General features: G+C 45.6%; 20 protein-coding genes, 1 tRNA gene and 1 other annotated feature (1 of these 22 running past the window's edge). Of the genes, 8 read left to right on the top strand and 13 right to left on the bottom strand.

Annotated features, from left to right (window positions below):
- Positions 1-520: 520 nt before the first annotated feature.
- Positions 521-952, bottom strand: a complete 432-nt coding sequence (locus ACYUJT_RS02910) for an SRPBCC family protein (protein ID WP_460318703.1) — start codon at positions 950-952, stop codon at positions 521-523.
- 57 nt (positions 953-1,009) lie between these two features.
- Positions 1,010-1,555: a TetR/AcrR family transcriptional regulator gene (locus ACYUJT_RS02905; protein ID WP_460319739.1), complete on the bottom strand. Its 546-nt coding sequence runs from the start codon at positions 1,553-1,555 to the stop codon at positions 1,010-1,012.
- A 266-nt stretch (positions 1,556-1,821) separates the two neighbouring features.
- On the opposite strand from ACYUJT_RS02905, the gene ACYUJT_RS02900 reads away from it, so the two are divergent.
- Both ACYUJT_RS02900 and ACYUJT_RS02895 read left to right on the top strand, forming a co-directional pair.
- Complete coding sequence (locus tag ACYUJT_RS02900) at positions 1,822-3,189, top strand: cytochrome P450 (protein WP_460318702.1); 1,368 nt, start codon at positions 1,822-1,824, stop codon at positions 3,187-3,189.
- A gap of 30 nt (positions 3,190-3,219) precedes the next feature.
- Positions 3,220-3,789, top strand: a complete 570-nt coding sequence (locus ACYUJT_RS02895) for a TetR/AcrR family transcriptional regulator (protein ID WP_460318701.1) — start codon at positions 3,220-3,222, stop codon at positions 3,787-3,789.
- A 103-nt stretch (positions 3,790-3,892) separates the two neighbouring features.
- On the opposite strand, the gene ACYUJT_RS02890 is transcribed toward ACYUJT_RS02895, so the two are convergent.
- From ACYUJT_RS02890 to ACYUJT_RS02880, 3 genes are all read right to left on the bottom strand, one after another.
- Positions 3,893-4,579 carry a formylglycine-generating enzyme family protein gene (locus tag ACYUJT_RS02890; RefSeq protein WP_460319738.1) on the bottom strand — a complete coding sequence of 229 codons (687 nt, stop codon included), beginning with the start codon at positions 4,577-4,579 and terminating at the stop codon, positions 3,893-3,895.
- 2 nt (positions 4,580-4,581) lie between these two features.
- Positions 4,582-4,965: a DUF4180 domain-containing protein gene (locus tag ACYUJT_RS02885; RefSeq protein ID WP_460318700.1), complete on the bottom strand. Its 384-nt coding sequence runs from the start codon at positions 4,963-4,965 to the stop codon at positions 4,582-4,584.
- A gap of 163 nt (positions 4,966-5,128) precedes the next feature.
- Positions 5,129-5,761, bottom strand: coding sequence for a DUF998 domain-containing protein (locus ACYUJT_RS02880; protein WP_460318699.1), 633 nt, complete (start codon positions 5,759-5,761; stop codon positions 5,129-5,131).
- Positions 5,762-5,918: 157 nt separating this feature from the next.
- On the opposite strand from ACYUJT_RS02880, the gene ACYUJT_RS02875 reads away from it, so the two are divergent.
- Together ACYUJT_RS02875 and ACYUJT_RS02870 are read left to right on the top strand one after the other, a co-directional pair.
- The gene (locus ACYUJT_RS02875) at positions 5,919-6,605 is read left to right on the top strand and encodes a response regulator (protein WP_460318698.1); all 687 of its coding nucleotides are present in this window, start codon (positions 5,919-5,921) and stop codon (positions 6,603-6,605) included.
- Positions 6,602-7,681: a sensor histidine kinase gene (locus ACYUJT_RS02870; protein ID WP_460318696.1), complete on the top strand. Its 1,080-nt coding sequence runs from the start codon at positions 6,602-6,604 to the stop codon at positions 7,679-7,681. The genes ACYUJT_RS02875 and ACYUJT_RS02870 overlap by 4 nt, the downstream gene beginning before the upstream one ends.
- 517 nt (positions 7,682-8,198) lie before the next feature.
- On the opposite strand, the gene ACYUJT_RS02865 is transcribed toward ACYUJT_RS02870, so the two are convergent.
- A complete protein-coding gene (locus ACYUJT_RS02865) occupies positions 8,199-8,645 on the bottom strand; it encodes an SRPBCC domain-containing protein (RefSeq protein ID WP_460318695.1) in 447 nt (148 codons plus the stop codon).
- 123 nt (positions 8,646-8,768) lie between these two features.
- On the opposite strand from ACYUJT_RS02865, the gene ACYUJT_RS02860 reads away from it, so the two are divergent.
- Both ACYUJT_RS02860 and ACYUJT_RS02855 read left to right on the top strand, forming a co-directional pair.
- Complete coding sequence (locus ACYUJT_RS02860; protein WP_460318693.1) at positions 8,769-9,203, top strand: DUF6597 domain-containing transcriptional factor; 435 nt, start codon at positions 8,769-8,771, stop codon at positions 9,201-9,203.
- Positions 9,200-9,568, top strand: a complete 369-nt coding sequence (locus ACYUJT_RS02855; protein ID WP_460318692.1) for a helix-turn-helix domain-containing protein — start codon at positions 9,200-9,202, stop codon at positions 9,566-9,568. Before ACYUJT_RS02860 ends, ACYUJT_RS02855 begins: the two co-directional genes overlap by 4 nt.
- Here ACYUJT_RS02855 and ACYUJT_RS02850 read toward each other — a convergent pair.
- Positions 9,558-10,136 (bottom strand): dihydrofolate reductase family protein, encoded by a 579-nt coding sequence (locus ACYUJT_RS02850; RefSeq protein WP_460318691.1) that lies wholly within the window; start codon positions 10,134-10,136, stop codon positions 9,558-9,560. The two genes, ACYUJT_RS02855 and ACYUJT_RS02850, sit on opposite strands and share 11 nt — an antisense overlap.
- A 401-nt stretch (positions 10,137-10,537) precedes the next feature.
- A complete protein-coding gene (locus ACYUJT_RS02845) occupies positions 10,538-10,909 on the bottom strand; it encodes a winged helix-turn-helix transcriptional regulator (protein ID WP_460318689.1) in 372 nt (123 codons plus the stop codon).
- Positions 10,910-11,041: 132 nt separating this feature from the next.
- On the opposite strand from ACYUJT_RS02845, the gene ACYUJT_RS02840 reads away from it, so the two are divergent.
- Positions 11,042-12,217 carry an MFS transporter gene (locus ACYUJT_RS02840; protein WP_460318688.1) on the top strand — a complete coding sequence of 392 codons (1,176 nt, stop codon included), beginning with the start codon at positions 11,042-11,044 and terminating at the stop codon, positions 12,215-12,217.
- Positions 12,218-12,988: 771 nt separating this feature from the next.
- On the opposite strand, the gene ACYUJT_RS02835 is transcribed toward ACYUJT_RS02840, so the two are convergent.
- From ACYUJT_RS02835 to ACYUJT_RS02815, 5 genes are all read right to left on the bottom strand, one after another.
- Positions 12,989-13,558, bottom strand: a complete 570-nt coding sequence (locus ACYUJT_RS02835) for an SF0329 family protein (RefSeq protein WP_460318687.1) — start codon at positions 13,556-13,558, stop codon at positions 12,989-12,991.
- Between the two features lie 82 nt (positions 13,559-13,640).
- Positions 13,641-14,072 (bottom strand): hypothetical protein, encoded by a 432-nt coding sequence (locus tag ACYUJT_RS02830; RefSeq protein ID WP_460318685.1) that lies wholly within the window; start codon positions 14,070-14,072, stop codon positions 13,641-13,643.
- Positions 14,062-14,529, bottom strand: a complete 468-nt coding sequence (locus tag ACYUJT_RS02825) for a MerR family transcriptional regulator (RefSeq protein ID WP_460318683.1) — start codon at positions 14,527-14,529, stop codon at positions 14,062-14,064. Before ACYUJT_RS02825 ends, ACYUJT_RS02830 begins: the two co-directional genes overlap by 11 nt.
- Positions 14,530-14,740: 211 nt before the next feature.
- Positions 14,741-15,514 carry a DUF2935 domain-containing protein gene (locus ACYUJT_RS02820; RefSeq protein ID WP_460318682.1) on the bottom strand — a complete coding sequence of 258 codons (774 nt, stop codon included), beginning with the start codon at positions 15,512-15,514 and terminating at the stop codon, positions 14,741-14,743.
- Positions 15,515-15,764: 250 nt separating this feature from the next.
- Positions 15,765-15,837: transfer RNA gene (locus tag ACYUJT_RS02815), tRNA-Ala, on the bottom strand.
- 306 nt (positions 15,838-16,143) lie between these two features.
- Here ACYUJT_RS02815 and ACYUJT_RS02810 point away from each other — a divergent pair.
- Positions 16,144-17,964 (top strand): hypothetical protein, encoded by a 1,821-nt coding sequence (locus ACYUJT_RS02810; RefSeq protein WP_460318680.1) that lies wholly within the window; start codon positions 16,144-16,146, stop codon positions 17,962-17,964.
- Between the two features lie 89 nt (positions 17,965-18,053).
- Positions 18,054-18,113, top strand: a binding site (T-box leader) (it continues 215 nt past the right edge of the window).

The raw sequence follows: 18,113 nt of genomic DNA, 5'->3' as shown, positions 1-18,113 counted from the left end.
ATTTTCTAACGAATCTCATGATCGCTATTTGTTTAAAAACAACCTTAGGCAAAATGTAACGAAGCTGAGGAACGTTATTTCATACTTTACTGCTCCAAACAGAACATAAACGGCAAATAGAGTGTCTGAGATTCGTTAGAATAAAAATAATAGCTAATATGTGCAAATAGCGTGGATGAGATTCGTTAGACTCGGGATAAAGACGGTTGCCTCCTACAGAGTACGTAGTGAGCTCGTCCGCCTTCGCCCCCTACGCAAGGTCTGAACCCCGGGGGGTGGCCCACTCCAAATCCAAATAAAACAAACAAAAAAGGTTAGCCACTAGGGCTAACCTTTTTATTCGTATGAAGCCTAGGGGGATCAGACCTCTAACTTCTAGCCTCTAACCCGGACCTCACCGCTGGCAGCGATGCGATCTACCAAGTTAGTCAGTTTCACTGCCATGACAGTAACGCTTTTCAGATTGTCACTCGAAGGTCGATATGGCCAAACTTATTCATATTCATCTCCTTTATCATGATTAATGACTTGTCCTTTCCCTTATCGCGGCAAGCACTTCTTCCCAATAGAGCTTCATTTGTTCGCGTGTATTTGCATGATCCAAGTTCTCTTGATGAAAGCTAATCGTTGTTCTGTCAGGTCTATCGGATATCAGCCGGATTTGCAGCGTGGATGGTTTGTCCCACCCGATCTTTCCCCACTTCAAACGAATCTGTTTCAACGGTTTAACTACCCTGAATTGCCCTGTAATTCCCTCATCGGATTTAAAGGTCTCTCCCTCCTTCATATTAAAGGTCGGAATAGTTCCAAGCCATAATTTCAATCCTTCAGAGGAGGTAAGAAACGCCCATGACTGTTCCTGTGAAATCGGCAACGTCCTCCGAACCCCGACTTGAAAACCAGCAGATGCAGTTTGACCAACCATTTTGGCGTCTTCGGTTTTTTTCATCATCCCTAACACCTCTCCAATTAAGTTTGTTAGCACTAACTAATACATTGAGTAAAAAATTTATGGGGTCAAAGCCTTAACAAATAGCTCGATACTCGAATCCATGAAAGTTTGCTGTGTAACTTTAGTAATCGACGCGCCGAACAGCTGCGACATGAATGCTCCGTAATTCATCCACATAAACGTGATCGCCTGGGTTTCCGCATCCGTAGATATCATTTTGTTCTTTCTCTGCATCTCATTAAAATAATCCGTTAACAACTCCAACAATTTGCGCGGATGCCTCTCTGCCTTCTCCCGAATGCTAAGCAGTTCGTTATCACCTAGGACAATGAGAAACAATTTACGGTTATGCTGCATGATTTCATGATACATTCGGCATATCGTATGCAAGTCCGCTTTCAAATCCCACTCGATCTGCTCCTCAAAAAGCTTTTCCATTTCAATCGAGTAATGATAACGATCAACCGCTTCCTCAAGCAGGTTTTGCTTGCTTCCGAAATTGCGGAACAAGGTCATCTCGCTGACACCTGCCGCTGCGGCAATTTCTTTAGTCGATACTCCTTTGTATCCCTTTTCAGCCATTAAGTCGATGGCCGCCAGCATCAATTTACTTTTATTGTCCAATTTCAGTGTGTTCACCAAATTTCTACCTTCCTCTGCTTGGCTCGCAATTGTTAGTTAGTAATCACTATCATTTGATTGTATAATAAATCCAATCATGACGAAAGTCAATCTGTTCAAGATTCATCGTTTTCAGCAAATGTGCTACATTCAAATACACAATCTAATGGTTATTCTTGACAAATGGAAAGAAATTAAATATATTATGACTGACTGTCAGTCATTTTATTAAAAGGAGAGCGATATCCATGAAAAGTTACATGATCCCCCCAGGGCCAAAGGCAGCGCCCTTCATAGGAAACTTAGCCGAATTCGGACGTGACCCGCTTGGATTTGTATCGATGTGTGCCAAACAATATGGCGATGTTGTCAAGATCAGGGTAGAAAAAGATCGGGATACTTATTTAATTAATCATCCTAGTTATATTGAGTATGTATTAGCGAATACAAACCGAGTGTTCTCCAAGGGCTATCACCGGGATCCAATCATGCGGCTTGTACTTGGAAACGGGTTAATTACCAGTGAGGGTGAGTTCTGGATGAGGCAGCGCAGGTTGTCACAACCCGCGTTTCATCACAAGCGAATCGCGAATTACGCTGATATTATGGTTGGTTTTACCGATCGAATGATATCCGGTTGGAAAAATCAAGAGGTGCATAGTATTGATGAAGATATGATGCGTCTAACTATGGAAATCGTATGCAAATCTTTGTTTCATATTGATCTTCGTGAAGAGGCCGATGAAATCAGTCATTCGATCGAAACATTGCTGCAGGAATATAACGTGCAGTTGACCAGTGTTTTTAAGCGAATACTCAGTCTGCTAGGTCTCGGAAAAATACCTACCCCGGGTGATTCCCGATTGAATTCAGCAGTCAATCAACTTGACTCCATTATCTATAACATTATCGCAGAACGTAGAAAGACTCCTGGCGATCGAGGAGATCTACTCTCCATGTTAATTGAAGAACATGACGAAGTTGATGGCACACACATGACAGATAAACAACTTCGGGATGAAGTCATGTCACTGTTTTTAGCCGGTCATGAGACAACTGCCAATACATTGTCATGGACATGGTACTTCCTCGCCCAAAACCCATCTATCGAACAAAAACTAATGTCGGAAATTCAACATGTACTTAATGGAAGGTTGCCCACTTTTGAAGATCTTCCTCAATTAAAATATGTTGAGCAGGTCGTTAAAGAAGTAATGAGACTTCGACCGCCTGTTTGGTGGATCTCCCGGGAGGCAAATCAAGATTGTGAGATAGGAGAGTTCCATATTCCTGCCGGTTCTGAAATAGGCATAAGCCAATGGGTTATGCATCATGATCCTAAATATTTTGAGGATCCATTGACGTTTAAGCCTGAGCGGTGGGACAATAGAGAAAATAGAGAAAAACACCTTCCCAAGTACGCATATTTTCCGTTCGGCGGAGGCCCACGAGTATGTATCGGCAACCAGTTTGCCATGATGGAAGCTATATTGCTTGTCGCAACCATTGCACAGCGTTTCCAATTGGAACTGGTGAATGATCATCCCGTGGCCCTTGAGCCTTCCATTACGTTACGGCCGAAAGATGGCATCAAGATGATACTGCGTATGAGGTAATGATAGTTTAAAGGAGTTTGGATTGTTATTATGAAACAGGATCGTCGCCAAGAAATCCTTACTGCTGCACGAGAAATTTTAGCCGAGGATGGATTAGAAGCAACCAAGGTCTCCAATATCGTCAAACGGGCTGGCGTGGCTCAAGGAACCTTTTATTTATACTTTGCCTCCAAAAACTCCGTCGTCACTGCTCTTGCGCAAGAAATGCTAGAAAGCGTTCTGGTCGCCGTTCGTAGTGAAACGGAGGGGCTCTATACCTTTGAGGATGTAGTCTCCAAGGGGATTTCGGCAGCCTGCTATCAGATGGGAGAATACCGTGATGTTTTTGCGATACTCAACAATGGCGGAGGAATTGTTGAGGACCCGCTTGAGTGGGAGAATTTATTTGAACCCTTCTATCACCTGGTTGAACAAATGCTTACTCGATGGCAAGGCACGGGGGAAGTGGATCCGTTACTGAACCCGAGTCTGGCAGGAAGATTTATCGTATCGATGGTGGAACAAGCGGTGGAGGACTGCTATATATATCGTACCGATATTTCAGTTGAAGACTATATCGCAAATGTCACCCACTTTGTCAAAAAAGCACTAAGAGCATAGTATAGTAATTAGATTAAGGAAACGGCCCCCCATTAGCGCCCTCATTTGGGGTCCTCCCCCCTTAGCAATCCGCTAAAGAACAAACGCAGCCTCAACGGCTGCGTTACAATGTTCTGGCAAGACGAAAACCAAGATCATCGATACGAAAAGATGGATGACTCCGCCGACGGCAAGTTGCTCCACATCCCCGTGATTCTTCCGCCCAACTGCCGCCGCGAAATACCCGGTAAGATCCGTACACCTCGATATCATACAGATCCCAGCACCATTCCCAAACATTGCCCAACATATCATGGAGTTGCCACGCATTCGGCAATTTTTGTGCGACTTCGTGCAATTGTCCATTCGAATTGCCACCATACCAGGCTATCGCATCAAGCTCACCATAGCGATATCCCGAGGTACCGGCCTTACAGGCATATTGCCATTCTGCTTCTGTTGGCAAACGGAATCCATTCGCTCCCCTGTCCCATTCGACAATCATTTCATCATCAGCTTCAATGATGGAATAACAACTGTGCAGACCCGAATACCTTGAAAACTGGTTACAAAAGAGAATCGCATCAAACCATGAGATATTGACCATCGGCATTTCTGGCAATGCCTGCGGTTCCAATGTCCCTTGCATGATCGCAGCATATAGCGATTGTGCTACTGGTACAGGCGCAAGCAAAAACGACTCTACCGATGCCGTCCAAGTCTCCTTTATTCGATCATCCCTTAAAGCAACAACGCCCGCAGGAATAGTGTTCATGCGATAATCTGCAAACATATCACCATATCCTGACATCTTCACCTTAATCCCCCCGGATTTGCGTTACTTAGTTTTTCAATCGCTTGCTGCTCCGTAGATAAGAAGAAAATATCGTTTCCATTGTTGCATTCATAAATAAAATCCTTCAGACTCTGACTCGAATACATCGAGAAGTCTCCAACAATAGCCGTCTTCACTTGATAGGTAATGAACTTTTGTAAAATTTCTCCCGCAAGGCGCGTTTTTAAGTCAAAAAATCTTTCGCTGATCAGCGGCTTCTCGATAACAATACAATCGCAGTCCGTTTCATATCTTACGGTTGCCATAAAATCCAATGCGGATTGAACATCATTGATAATAGGCTCGACACCGTTCACTACGGCAATAGCTATTCCACTCGTCTCGACTTTTACAATATTCATAGAATCCTCCTCCACTTGTCGCAAATGGTCATTCAACAGACAAGCGTATCAGCCGCATAGCTCCTGGAAATCACTTCTTGGAGACGTTGATCGAACTCCCGACCCCATCGCTGCCAGCGATGCGCCCTCCCACTAATGTTCGTTACACTGCCCCAAAAATCCTTCATCGTTCCGAGCGTAACAACCCGACCGAAGCAATGCCGATCCAGCAGAGGCTCATGAAGATAAACAGTCTTTCCGTTAGTCCAAAATAGAGCGGCGCCCCATTGGAGACAAAAATGGACATGATGGAGATCATGAACAGGATTAAGGAAACAGCAGTCAGAGCTGTAATTGGGACAATCCATTTTTGAACCGGCTTCCAGCGTCCGTCTTTTAAGAAGGTACGGGCAAGAAACAGTGCGGCCAACGTGATGGCTGTAAAAGCAAAGATGACTGCTGCAAAATGGGTCATGCCGCTCGCGGATGGAGGCTGATCCCAGCTTCCTTTGGGGTCCGTTGGAAAAACAGCCGCAGTCAATAAACCTACGGCCCATATACCGGTACATAGCATGCCGACTCTCGCATATGCTTCATTCTGCGTACGCCACAACCCCGCAACGAGCGCCAGCGAGCCAAGTCCAAGACCGAGAAGCCCTGCCCAGAACAACCACCCCGATTGTCCGTGTACATAATAACTCATGGCATCATAAAGTATCGAAATTTCCGGCTGCCATCCGTGCAGCAGTAAAATAGTAATCACAAAAATGAAAATTCCAGAAAAACCTGCATACCCGAGAAAATGTGTTTTTCGCATAGTTCCTGACCTCCGTCATCATTCTTTTGTTCTCCGTCATTTTATAAAAACAATGTGTAGAACTTGTGGAGGACTCCCGTATTTGTTGTGGATTTGTCCGATATGGAAACCAGGATGGTATAATGAAGCCAATCTACATACGAAAGGATACCATTGTATGGAAACCACATTGCTGATCGTGGAAGACGAACATCAATTGTTGGCATCAATGACGCATTATTTGGAACAGGAAGGCTTCCATGTCCTTACCGCGATGGACGGACTTGAAGCGATTCGCCTCGCCCACACAACGAAACCGGCCATTGTCTTGCTCGACTGGATGCTGCCAGGCAAAAGCGGTATCGACGTGTGCCGTGAATTGAGACAGAACTCCTCCTGCGGGATCATTATGGTTACGGCTAAAACAGAAGAAACCGATAAAATCATCGGACTGGAGCTCGGAGCCGACGATTATATCACGAAACCGTTCAGTCTTCGTGAGCTCGCCTCTCGCATTCGTGCGGTCTTGCGCCGGATTCAATCCAGACCGGAGGAACTGCCTGTTCTTCAGCGGGGGGATTTGACGATTGATCCAATTCGATACCTGGTCACCCGTGACGGGGAATCCGTCACGCTTACGCCTACTGAATTTCAGCTTTTACTGACGCTGGCAACCCGGCCAGGCGTAGTCTACAGCAGATTGCAACTGATGAGAGCAGCGATGGGTGAAGAGCTGATGAACTACGAAAGGACGCTGGATTCGCACATCAGTAAGCTTAGAAAGAAACTGGAACCGGACCCGGGCAACCCAAGGTACATCCAGACCGTTTACGGGTTCGGCTATCGGTTTGGTGATCCGTCATGACGCTTCGAACCAAAATATTCGGCGGAATGGCCTTGCTGGTATTGCTGGTAGGCGCCGCTTATGCCGGGACGACACAAGGATATCTGGGCAGTCTGTTTGCACAATACTTGTCAGATGAAGTGCCGAGCAAAATTGAACCGGATGAATTAGAGGGAATCCGGGACTATATCATGAGTCGAATGGGGATGAAAGCGATCCCGGTCACCTTGTTCACGGCCGGAATTGCGCTGATGATCGGCTATTGGCTGTCGGGCATGATGACCCGCCCCCTGAAGCGATTGATTGCCGAGATGAATAAAGTAGCCACCAGGCAACTGGATACAGTGATCCCCGTTCAAGGGTCAGATGAATACGGACAGGTAAGCAGGGCTTTTAACAAAATGACACGTCAGCTCCACGATTCTGAAAACAACCGTAAACGATTGGTTGAGGATGTAGCGCATGAGCTTCGGACTCCGCTATCGATCGTGCTGACCAAATTGGAGCTGGTCCAGCAGTCTGCCGTAGATGTTAAGCCGGAGACATTGCTGCCGCTTCACGATGAGGTGCTTCGTGTCATTCACTTGGTGGATGAGCTGCAGTTTTTGACTTCGGCAGAGGCTGGCGAGTTGCATTTGCAGCGGAAAGTGACCGATCTGTCCGGGCTGCTGGCTGACTTGGCGGAACTTGTCCGTCCTGAGGCTGAAGCTCGGGGCATTCGGTTAAACAGCCCAGATCGTAGTTTTCCAATCGAAGCGGATATCGACGCTAAGCGGGTCAAACAAGTGATCCTGAATCTGGTGGCCAACGCGCTGCGGCATACCCCTTCGGGAGGTGATATTTCGATCCAAGTTTCTCCCGCGGAAGATCCGGCATTCGTTGTCGTAACGGTGCAGGATACGGGACCGGGGATTCCGACAGAGACGATCCCGCATTTGTTCGATCGTTTTTACAAGGTCGATAAGTCAGAACGCAGCGGAGGAGCAGGTCTTGGTCTGGCGATCGCACGGCAAATCGTGGTCGCGCATGGCGGAATGATTGAGGTGCAGAACCATATGCAGGGAGGGGCAGTATTTACGGTTCATTTTCCCAGATGAATGATGTTCACGAGGCCAGTCGATGAAGACAACTTCGCGGTAGATTGCCATGCCGTGCTCCTCCGCCTTCGCTCCCCGCGCGCAGTCTGAACCCTGGGGCTCAGCCAACCGAACTCCATACAAAATCGGGACTTAGAGCAAGCTTATACCGGGACTAGACCGAGAACGAGAACGAAGCGAGAACGAGAACGTAACCGAAATTTTATAACGAATCTTACGAGCGCTATTTATGAAGAAATAACCCTTCTAAAAATGTAACGAAGCTGGGGAACGTTATTTCATTCTTTATTGCGCCAAACAGAAGATAAACGGCATATAGAGTGTCTGAGATTCGTTAGATTTAAAATCGTAGCAAATATGTGCAATTAGCGTGGATGAGATTCGTTAGAATCAAAGTATGTGCCGTGAGCTCGTCCGCTTCACTCGATGCACCCGGTCAGCCCCCCTGGATTCGCCTTCCTTCGCCGACATAAAAAAACCGATCCAGGAGGATCGGCTTCTTTACATGTATGGAGCCCTAAGCGAAATTTAAAGATTTTCCAGTTTCCGCGATGGTCTTAATATTACTTAGTATCATCGGCCAGTATTGATCTGTTTTATTGAAAAGAGGATTGTTCTCTGTCCATTGATCGTTAATAAGATGCAGTTTTGTACATCCCCCTACTGATTCCAAGGATAAGGCAACCCGGCTTTCCATCTGAGCATGTTCGGCGTAGTGAGAAGGACCAGGGTGATCCGTGTAGCTCAAAACTCGGTTTGGTTCATATTGAAGTAATTTGCCATAAATCTGAACAGTTTCATCCCCATCGGCGCCCGGTCCTACAAATTGAATGTCGTCACCCACCTGAAATGTTGATTGGATAATGCCACCCATGAATGCTTTAAACGATTTCTCCGGATTGACCAAAACATCCCACACTTGTTCAGGATTTGTACCGATATAAAATACATACTCCAATTTCACGATTATTTCCTCCCACTATAAAGTAATTTATAGTGAAATGATAATATGTCTCCTACATTAATTATTGTAAAATCGCGCCAACCTATGAATACAGTTTCGATTTTCGTGTCAGGAGGTGGAACGGTGAATAACAATCGCAATCCGAATAAGGGGATTTTGAACTATGATACGGGTAAAAATAAGTTTTCAATTTCCCGCCACGTTCCGTCTAAGGATCTCCAATTTTTTATTCAGCATTACTGGCTAGTCGACTGGGATTTACGAGAGCAGCCCTCTTATTCCCAAGAAGTTTTGCAACATCCGGGAGTAAATGTGGTTTTCCAGCGGGGCCATTCGTATATACGCGGTATAGAAAGCAGAAAATCTGTAAATGTACTGCAGGGTGAAGGACAGATTGTAGGTGTTCTTTTCAAGCCTGGGGCTTTTCATTGTTATTTTCAAGCGCCTGTTGCTACACTTACCGATAAAGTGGTCAATATTTCAGACTACTTTACCCTAGATATTAACACCTTTGAAGAGGACTGTTTTCTCTTAACAATAATGAAGAGAAGATTATGATCATTGAACAATTATTACGGCAAAGTATGCCTGACGCGGATAAAACGGTTGATTTACTTAATGAAGTGGTGGCTGAGATCGTTAATAATGCTGGCATCACACAAGTCGAAGACTTAGTCGATCAGTTCGGCATTCCCAAGAGGACATTACAACGTTGGTTCAATCAGTATATAGGTGTGAGCCCTAAATGGGTCATTCGGCGCTATCGAATGCATGAGGCAATCGAGTTCATCGAACGTGGAGTTGATTTGGCTCAATTGGCGATAGAGCTTGGCTATTATGATCAAGCCCACTTTAGCAAAGATTTTAAAGCAGCGGTAGGAAAATCTCCCAAGCAATATGCTAGGGGCAAAATCAATTCATGACCTCATATCGAAGTCTCATGGAGCCACTCTTTTCATAAAGCTGTGTCCCCGTAAGCTTCAGATCGCTCCTTATTGCAATGTTATCCAAGTATTTCCTACCGCTCCCTAGGACGACAGGGTGGATAATCATGTTGATTTCGTCTACGTAACCTGTATTTAATAGACTTTGCACAAGGTTGGCACTGCCCGGAATAATGATGTTGCCTTCGATGTCGTTCTTAAGCGCAGCTATACTTTCATTAAAATCGCTGGCGAGGAGTGAAATCGTGTCGTCGAAGTCCCCCCATTGCAATGTTGCAATCTCCCGGTTGCGGCTGACAACATACTTGGGGGTCTTGTTCATGGCGTCGGCAAATTCCCCCTCCTCGAATGGCCAAAAGCTCGAAAGGCCGTCGTAATTAACTCGCCCCATCAAAATGGCAGCTGCTTCCTGGAACATCATCAAATTGTCGGCGGTGGAGTCTATTATTCCAGGCATAGCCCAACTCACCATGTTACTCTCGTCACCATGCACACCTGTATAGATTCCGTCCAATGTACAGCTCACCGATGCAATAATTTTACCCATTTATATCACTCCATTCATATTTATTTAGTTGATATTCTCAATGACTTGCAATTGTTGGTCATTTGATCTCAATCAAATTATCAGCAAGCTTGTCTAACGACTGATTCATGCCCAAGATGGCGTATTTCATCATTTCCCCAGCTGTCCAACCGTACTCCGTAATTTTAAGCACCGTTCGTTGGCCTTAGGCTTGACCCGGCTCAAGCGGGCGTTCAGGATCACTGGTTTAACTATACGTACCTACCAGATCGGATTATTTTCGCCATCTGGACATGCCAAATACCCAATAACTTTGCTCCATTCATCTGTAATCGATATGTTCTTCCAAGGCTTCTCACCACAACACTCCCCCTACAGGGTTCCATCAAACACAAAAAAACACGCCTTAATCAGCGTGTCGATTATTCCTCTAGAACGCCCTCTCTCCATCGAATCGCCCAATTTTCCATCTCTCGAAGTGCCGCTTGAAAGTCCCGTCCTTTATCCGTCAAAGAATATTCAACGGTCACAGGGACGCTCGGGTACACTTCGCGATGTACGATCCCATTACTCTCCAGATGGCGAAGCACATTCGTCAATGACTGCGTGCGGACAACAGCAACATCCCGAAGTAATTGCTGAAATCTTCTCGGTCCTTTGTGCAATTCAGCGATGACAAGAAAGGCCCATTTTGCCCCCAGTATTTCTAGGACTGAGCAAATATGAGAATATCCCGGTTTATTATGGCGCCTTTCCTCACTTGAGAACTGCTGTTCATTCGTTAAGTTATTCATGCGCACCCCTTTCACTAACGATTGGTAAGTTAGTCATTTTTTTTGGATTACATCCATTTGATTTGCGTACTTACTTAATTAAAGAAGCTTAAATATAATAAATTTAATCAGAATGAAAGGGATTGATAAACAATGAAAACAAACACTTTCTTGATCTACATTCTCGCTGTCGGCGTATTCCTTACCGCCACATCAGAATTGGTCGTATCTGGAATTTTACCCCGGATTGCAGAAGATGTAAATATTCCCTTGGCTATTGCCGGACAATTTATTACTGTTTATTCTTTGTCCTTCGCCATTGCTACCCCGGTTTTAATTGTTCTGACAAACCGTGTGAAACGGAAGTCGCTGCTCGTTGGTTCGCTGGCTGTCTTTATTACCGGAAACGCCCTGTCCTCCTTTAGCACACACGTCGAGATGTTAATGGCTTCCCGCATGCTGCTCGGAGCAAGCTCCGGCATTTTCCTCGTCGTTTCACTAGGCATCACCGCAAAGCTTGTTCCAGCCGATAGGCTTGGCCGTTCAATCGGAACCATTATTTTGGGCTTTAGCAGTGCGATGATTCTGGGCGTACCGCTTGGCATCGCCATAGCCGATTGGATGAATTGGCAAGCCATCTTTATGATACTAGGCGCGCTTAGCGTTCTAGTCGGTACGGTCATTTTTCGCCTCTTGCCTACGGTCGAAGGTGATAACCCCGTTCCATTTTCACGCCAGTTAAAGCAAGTAGGCAGCGCGGTCATCCTCACTGCCTTTTTATTTTCGCTGTTTCGTGAAGGAGGAAACTCCGTTTTCTTAACCTACATTTCGCCTTATATGCAGCAATTACTTGGCTTCGGAACAGCGGATATTGCCTTTATGATGCTTGCTCTCGGCTTGATCGGCGCTGTCGCCTCTCGGCTCGGAGGCAACTTGGTCGACCGCTGGGGAACTTCGCGCACGCTCGGATCCGCCTTTCTCATTCATCTGTTTGCTTTGGTGCTGTTGCCCTTCTTTACGTTCTCAACCCTGCTCGCGGTTGGGCTGATTGCGATCATGTTTATCTCGTTGTTCGCTTCCGGCCCTGCTGTGCAGAGCTATATCATTCAGCAAGCGCCTAAATCTGCTAACTTCATTCTAAGCTTGAACACCTCCGTCATCCATCTCGGCATTGCCGGCGGTGCGGGAGCAGGAGGATATTTGGTGAATCAATCGGCTACGCTGCAGCATCATCCTTTGCTCGCGGCTGCGTTTATTACACTTGGCCTAGCAGCCGCGCAGGTTAGTTTTGCGCTAAGCCGGAGGAAAGTGGGATCTACTCTCCGATAACCATCGGAGCAGTAGATATCAACACAAAAAAACACGCCATTTTTTGGCGTGCTTTGTCATTTTGGATGGTAGGCAAGGGGGTATCGAAATCCTGATTAAACTTGCTGCGCTGACGAGCTGCAATGCACACATGTTACGGGGAAATAACGATATCTCGAGCGACCTCGATATGTGTTTCCGAAATTATTAATGCGATCTGTGCCTGTATCGATCCCCGGAGGTCATCCCAACCGAACTCCGTACAGAGAGCGAGGCTTAGAGCAAAGCCGTAATTTTATAACGAATCTCACGATCGCTATTTGTGTAAAAATTACCCTTCTCAAAATGTAACGAAGCTGGGGAACGTTATTTCAGCCTTTACTGCTCCAAACAGAGTATAAACGGTAAATAGAGTGTCTGAGATTCGTTAGATTTAAAAATATCGCAAATATGTACAAATAACGTGCATAAGATTCGTTAGAATCAAACAACAGTCGGTTGCCTCTTACAGAGTACGTGCCTCGCTCGCCCATTTTCGCCTCCAACGCGCGAGCGAATCCCTTGGGCTCTTTTCTCCAACTGCCCGGTTGATCAACAGATGTTCGTCCTTCAAAAAACGTATAATATTCTCGTTTCGTTTAACAACTATACTCAATAATGGATCTGGAATAAGAATTAAAAAATCTGATACTGATATTTTTCATTGCATGACAAAACCCGCCAAACACCCGGAAGTTTTGTGTTAGCGGGTTCTTTAGTTATAACATAAGCTGGCCCTATCGCGATGTCCCATTAGAACGTACTGAGCCTTAACTTATAAAAATATTGCACAACCGGATGCTTCAGCTTGATTTTTTCGGACATGTTTAAAATTCGCTTTTTCCCGACTCGCCTGTCCACTAATGCCAAGATATTCAATAATATATCCTTGCTTTCGATGCTCTCCTCAATAGACGTGGACAAAAATTGATTAGCTACAGCTATAAAATTGGACTTACTGAGTGAGGATTGTGCTGCCATAAGCTCTTTTGCCAATTCGGATATTTTTCTGCCTCGCGCAATGACGACTAAACGATCTTCCGGAATCTTGCCATCCGTATCATTTCTGACAGCATCTATTTGTTCATGGCTGATCGGAATATCGATACTCGTATCATTTTTAATGTCCTGCTCCGATTGATACCATTTGATTAATGTAGTCGTATCGTTCATGTTCAGTATATTTTTCTTATCAACCGCGATATAACAAATCCCTGCTTTATCGGGCAAATAACGATAACCAGTTGCACGGTATTCCACTTTCCCCTGTAACGAAGAACTTAGAAAACTCTCTAATTGCTGCTTCAATTTGCTCCAGGACATGATATTCTCCTATGTTTGATTTTTATGTTTGACCAAGAATAGTCAGATATTATACTTGCTTGCTTTGAGCGAGTCTACAAAGTTACTGTAGCTGCGGACCACCGGACTGTTTTTTCTTCATACTTATTCCCAGTATGATCAGGGCGACATAGATTACGATGGCAATCGAATCTATAATTGTATCCGAAAGCGCCGAAACGTCAAGCAATGCCGTTACGCCAAGAATAACCATCAGTCGGACGATCAAGATCGCCACGATCATCCATGCAGCAAACCAGGTCATTGATCGCTCACTTTGAAATGACATAAAAATGAATGCGATGCCGAAGAGCAGATTTTCAACCGTGATAATGTGCCAAACATACGTGAATACCGTCTGGGTATCCATAGATATCGCCTTAATATCGAGCGTCGGCAGCACAGCGGATTGTCCGTTCCATGCGTGCGTGACAGCAAACAGCATCGCAAGAATACCTGCAATCAGATAATAAAAATTCCTAACCTTAATGTTCATCACAACCCTTCTTGAGAATTTCTGGGCTACTCTTTGTGATATCCTTGTAAATCTCACGGACGTATTCTGCCAACCGTTGATCGCTTTCCTTATTAAAATCTCTTAACGTTTCGGCTGCTTTGTTGAGCAGCCGACTGACCTTTTCCAGATGGTCAATCTTCTTGCGCGTTTCTGCGTTTTTGGCCTCGAGGAACGACGCAACCTCTTCGCAGTAAGCAGGATCGATATTTTCCGTCTTGCCGAAACTAAATTTTCCCCTGATTTCGTCAAGAGAAAGATCCGCGTACTGCATGATTTGAATGTTCATCAAGTTTATGAGATCATCCTCCGAATACCTGCGGTACCGATTGTCTTCCCGAAACGGCGTGACGATCCCAATCCGGTCATAATACCGAAGCGTATCCTTGGAAATCCCAAGCATCTGTGAAACCTCTTGTATAGAATAAAGTTTTTCCATGAATTCAGAGTAACATTTGAGTTGACTCCAATGTCAAGACGTTTTTTGACTTTTTCTCGATACGTGTGCCAACGTGGGGACGATGTAAACAGCCGGTCATTAAACAAAATAAAAAAACGGCATTTCTGCCGTTTCGAGTTTTGTCTTATGGTGAACCCTAGCCCCAATTCCCCCGATAATTGCGTCTCATATTTTTTAAGTAGATAAGCCTTTAACGCACAACACCGTCTTCTAAATTTCTCCATAGGTGATGCGCTTCCCTAGCGATATGTTCCAACAAGTCGGGCGGGGAAGTCGTCGCAGCCGCACATTCTTTAATTAAAGCATCCAATTCCAATTTGAACGCTTCTAGTTCCTTAGCTTCTTTAATGATGGTTTGGTTGAAGGCATTTAATATGGGTGACGTGTCATGGCGAGGGCGGCGAAACATGGTTTGATGAGCTGTTGCTTGCATGAGTAAACGTTCAAATTTTTGCATCATATTCGTCACTTTAAAATTCAGGTCGTAATTAGATATATCTAAATAATGTCGTATATAACCAAGATGATCCGCCATTTGCCTCAACCAAAAGACGTTTTCATGAATGGTTGCGTCAGCGGGTGAAAGTTGGGCGCCGCTCTCGATTAATTGAAATACTCTTTGCGACTCCTCCGCCTCGCGCACCATATGATCAAGCAAAGATACCGGAGTAGAAATTATTATATTACAGTTCAAAGACCGATCCATTGTGTGAGTTAATAAACTATGGAATTCGTGGGTAACGTGCTGTGCCTCATGCAATAAACTGCCGATTTCGGCATTTTTTGATTCCGCTTTTTTCCAAACTTCCCCTAAGCGCTGAATCATATGCTGGTTCGCACGGGCCAATTCTAATTCATAATGGCTAATTTCGCGATCCAAAAATCGGCCGTGGTCATAATCATTACGCAACCAAAAAGCAAGGATCCCGTAAACATCTCTCTCGTAATTATCTGTATAGGGCATAGCACACCTCAATTTTATAGTTATATCCACCTGTTATTTGTTGCTTGCTGATCAATATATGTGGATGCACTTGTCTGGGTTCGTGCCTATATGATGAAGTGGCCTATAAATGCAAGAAGAGACTGCTCCGTACGGAACACCCTCTTAGTTATGGAGCCAATGGCGCCGGTCTGAACCCCGGAGTTCGGCCCAACCGAACTTCGGGCAAAATAAAAAAGGCTAGCCAAAATGGCTAACCTTTTTCTTATTATGGAGCCTAGGGGGATCGAACCCCTGACCTCATCGCTGCCAGCGATGCGCTCTCCCAGCTGAGCTAAGGCCCCGTAGACGACTATTTTAGTATATTAAATTGCTAGTTAGAAGTCAAGCTCTTTTTATCCAATTGCCTAATTCGACATAATTCAACAAAAAAATAATTTCAAAAATGACCTTCTGCTCATGCCTGAAGTAATCCCTCTTCCTCCGTCCCATTTCATTCTGCTTCCAAAGCTTCATAACCTAGCGATCTACCATAAAAGAAAAATAATTACATATACATAGGAATATATGCTCTTCGTGGGATTAATTATATTTCATTTTAAAATCATAATGTACATATCTTGCTTTCAAAAATGAGAGGAGTGGAATATTTGTTAAAATCTCTGATCCGCAGCTCAAGCTTATGGTTTACTGTCTTGGTCATGTTGTTGTCCGCCATGGGCGGGCTCCCCGGCTTCACTCAGCATAGTTACGCAGCATCCGGTACGGAGCAGACCGTCATGGAATGGTCCAGAGACTACGGAGTGCATTCCTCCGGCAAAGGAGTCATCGCCACATCAGACGGAGGATATTTATTGTTAGGCGATATCCGGGAAGCAGGCCCGTGGGGTTATTCGGATACGGTAGCTTATATCGTTAAGACCGATTCCGAAGGCAGCACGGAATGGGAGACGAAAATCAACTACTCCTCAAATGATCAGGCCAGAAATGCCGTAGAAACGCAGGACGGCGGTTACTTGGTCGCAGGTACGATCACGGATTACAGCGGTAAGCCTTACAGTGTGATCTACTTTGTAAAGTTGGATGCCCATGGCAACATTCAATGGGAGAACACTTATGATGACCCACATCACAACTACCCGCTCTCTATTATTGAGACTTCTGATGGGGGTTATGCCGTAACAGGCTTTGGCGCAACCAGCGCTGGCATATATTCCGCTTTCGCCCTTCGGACGAATATCCATGGCGAGCAGCTATGGTTCAAAAAATATTGGTTCGGGGAAGACCAGGACTTATATGACATCGTCCAAACCCCAGACGGCGGATTTCTCGCCGTAGGCAGCATTACGAAGCAGAGTTATGACGAGACGCCCGACATCGAGAATGCGCTGCTCATCATCAAGCTGGACGCGCAAGGAGTTATGGAGTGGAATAAGCAATACCAGGATAAGACAGCAACCTTCCTCACCCATACCCTTACTCCAGCGAAAGACGGCAATTATCTGATCGGGTATCGCAAAATGGCATACGGTAAAACCGCAAATATGCTGGCCAAAATCGACGCTAGCGGCAATCTGCTGTGGGAAAAGGCATATCCTTCGGAATACGATTCGGGGATTAGGACGTACAGCAAACTGGTTCCGGCGGAGTACGGCTACGCCTTGATCGGAGCTAATACAAAAGGAGATTATCCGAACGTAAGAAGACAATATGCCGTACTGACCGTCGATGACGAGGGGCAAATGCTGAACGACTATCTGTACGAAGGCCCGTCGCTGTACAACCATGGCGATGCGGCCGTAGCTATAGACGGCGGGTTCATTGTGACGGGTACGATCAATCGCGGCGACATTTACAAAGCCCAACTGAGCAAGCTGCCCCAGCCGCAGGAATTCACTCCGCCCGGCGAGCGGACGCTAACGAAGATCGCTTTTACGGAATCCGAGAAAAAAGTGCTCAAAGACCATACCGCGCCTACGGTCATTCAGGCGGTCTATTCAGACGGCTATACGAATACGCTCTCGGCTGCTGCACAATATCAAATCGAAGATCCATCGATTGCGGCGGTTGACGGCCTGGGCCGGATAACGGGAATCGAGCCGGGCACTACGCGTCTTGTCGCAAGCTATCAAGGCTTTCAAGCCACCCTGCCGATTATCGTACTGCCCGAGGATTCAGGTGAACTCGAGCCGGCTAGCTTCAACCTAGACTCCACCGAGTATTCGCTGTCTGTCGGAGACAAACTGGACACGAGAACATATATTTCCGACTACTCGACTTCTTACAAACGTGTAGACATCACCCATCTGACAACGTTTAGAAGCGCGAATCCAGAAATCGCCGACTACGACGATAATGGCGACCTTGTGGGACTCAAAGCCGGAACGACCAAAATTTACGCATATTACAAAGGGAGCTACAGATCAGCAACCGTTCAGGTGGTGCGCTCATCCGTCCCTAATTCACACTGAATATCCCATCGTTCCGAAAAAAACTTTGCCAAGCCATCCTAAAAATATCTTGATTCCCTTGCAACGTTGTAGTAAACTAACGTCAATATTCAAATACGTTGAAGAGGAATAGTAGGATTGACGCAGGCGCCCAGAGAGCTGTTGGCCGG

The sequence above is a fragment of the Paenibacillus sp. YSY-4.3 genome, from assembly GCF_054767475.1.
The sequence above is the reverse complement of the archived record's forward strand: the minus strand, read 5'-3'. Positions and strand labels throughout refer to the sequence as shown.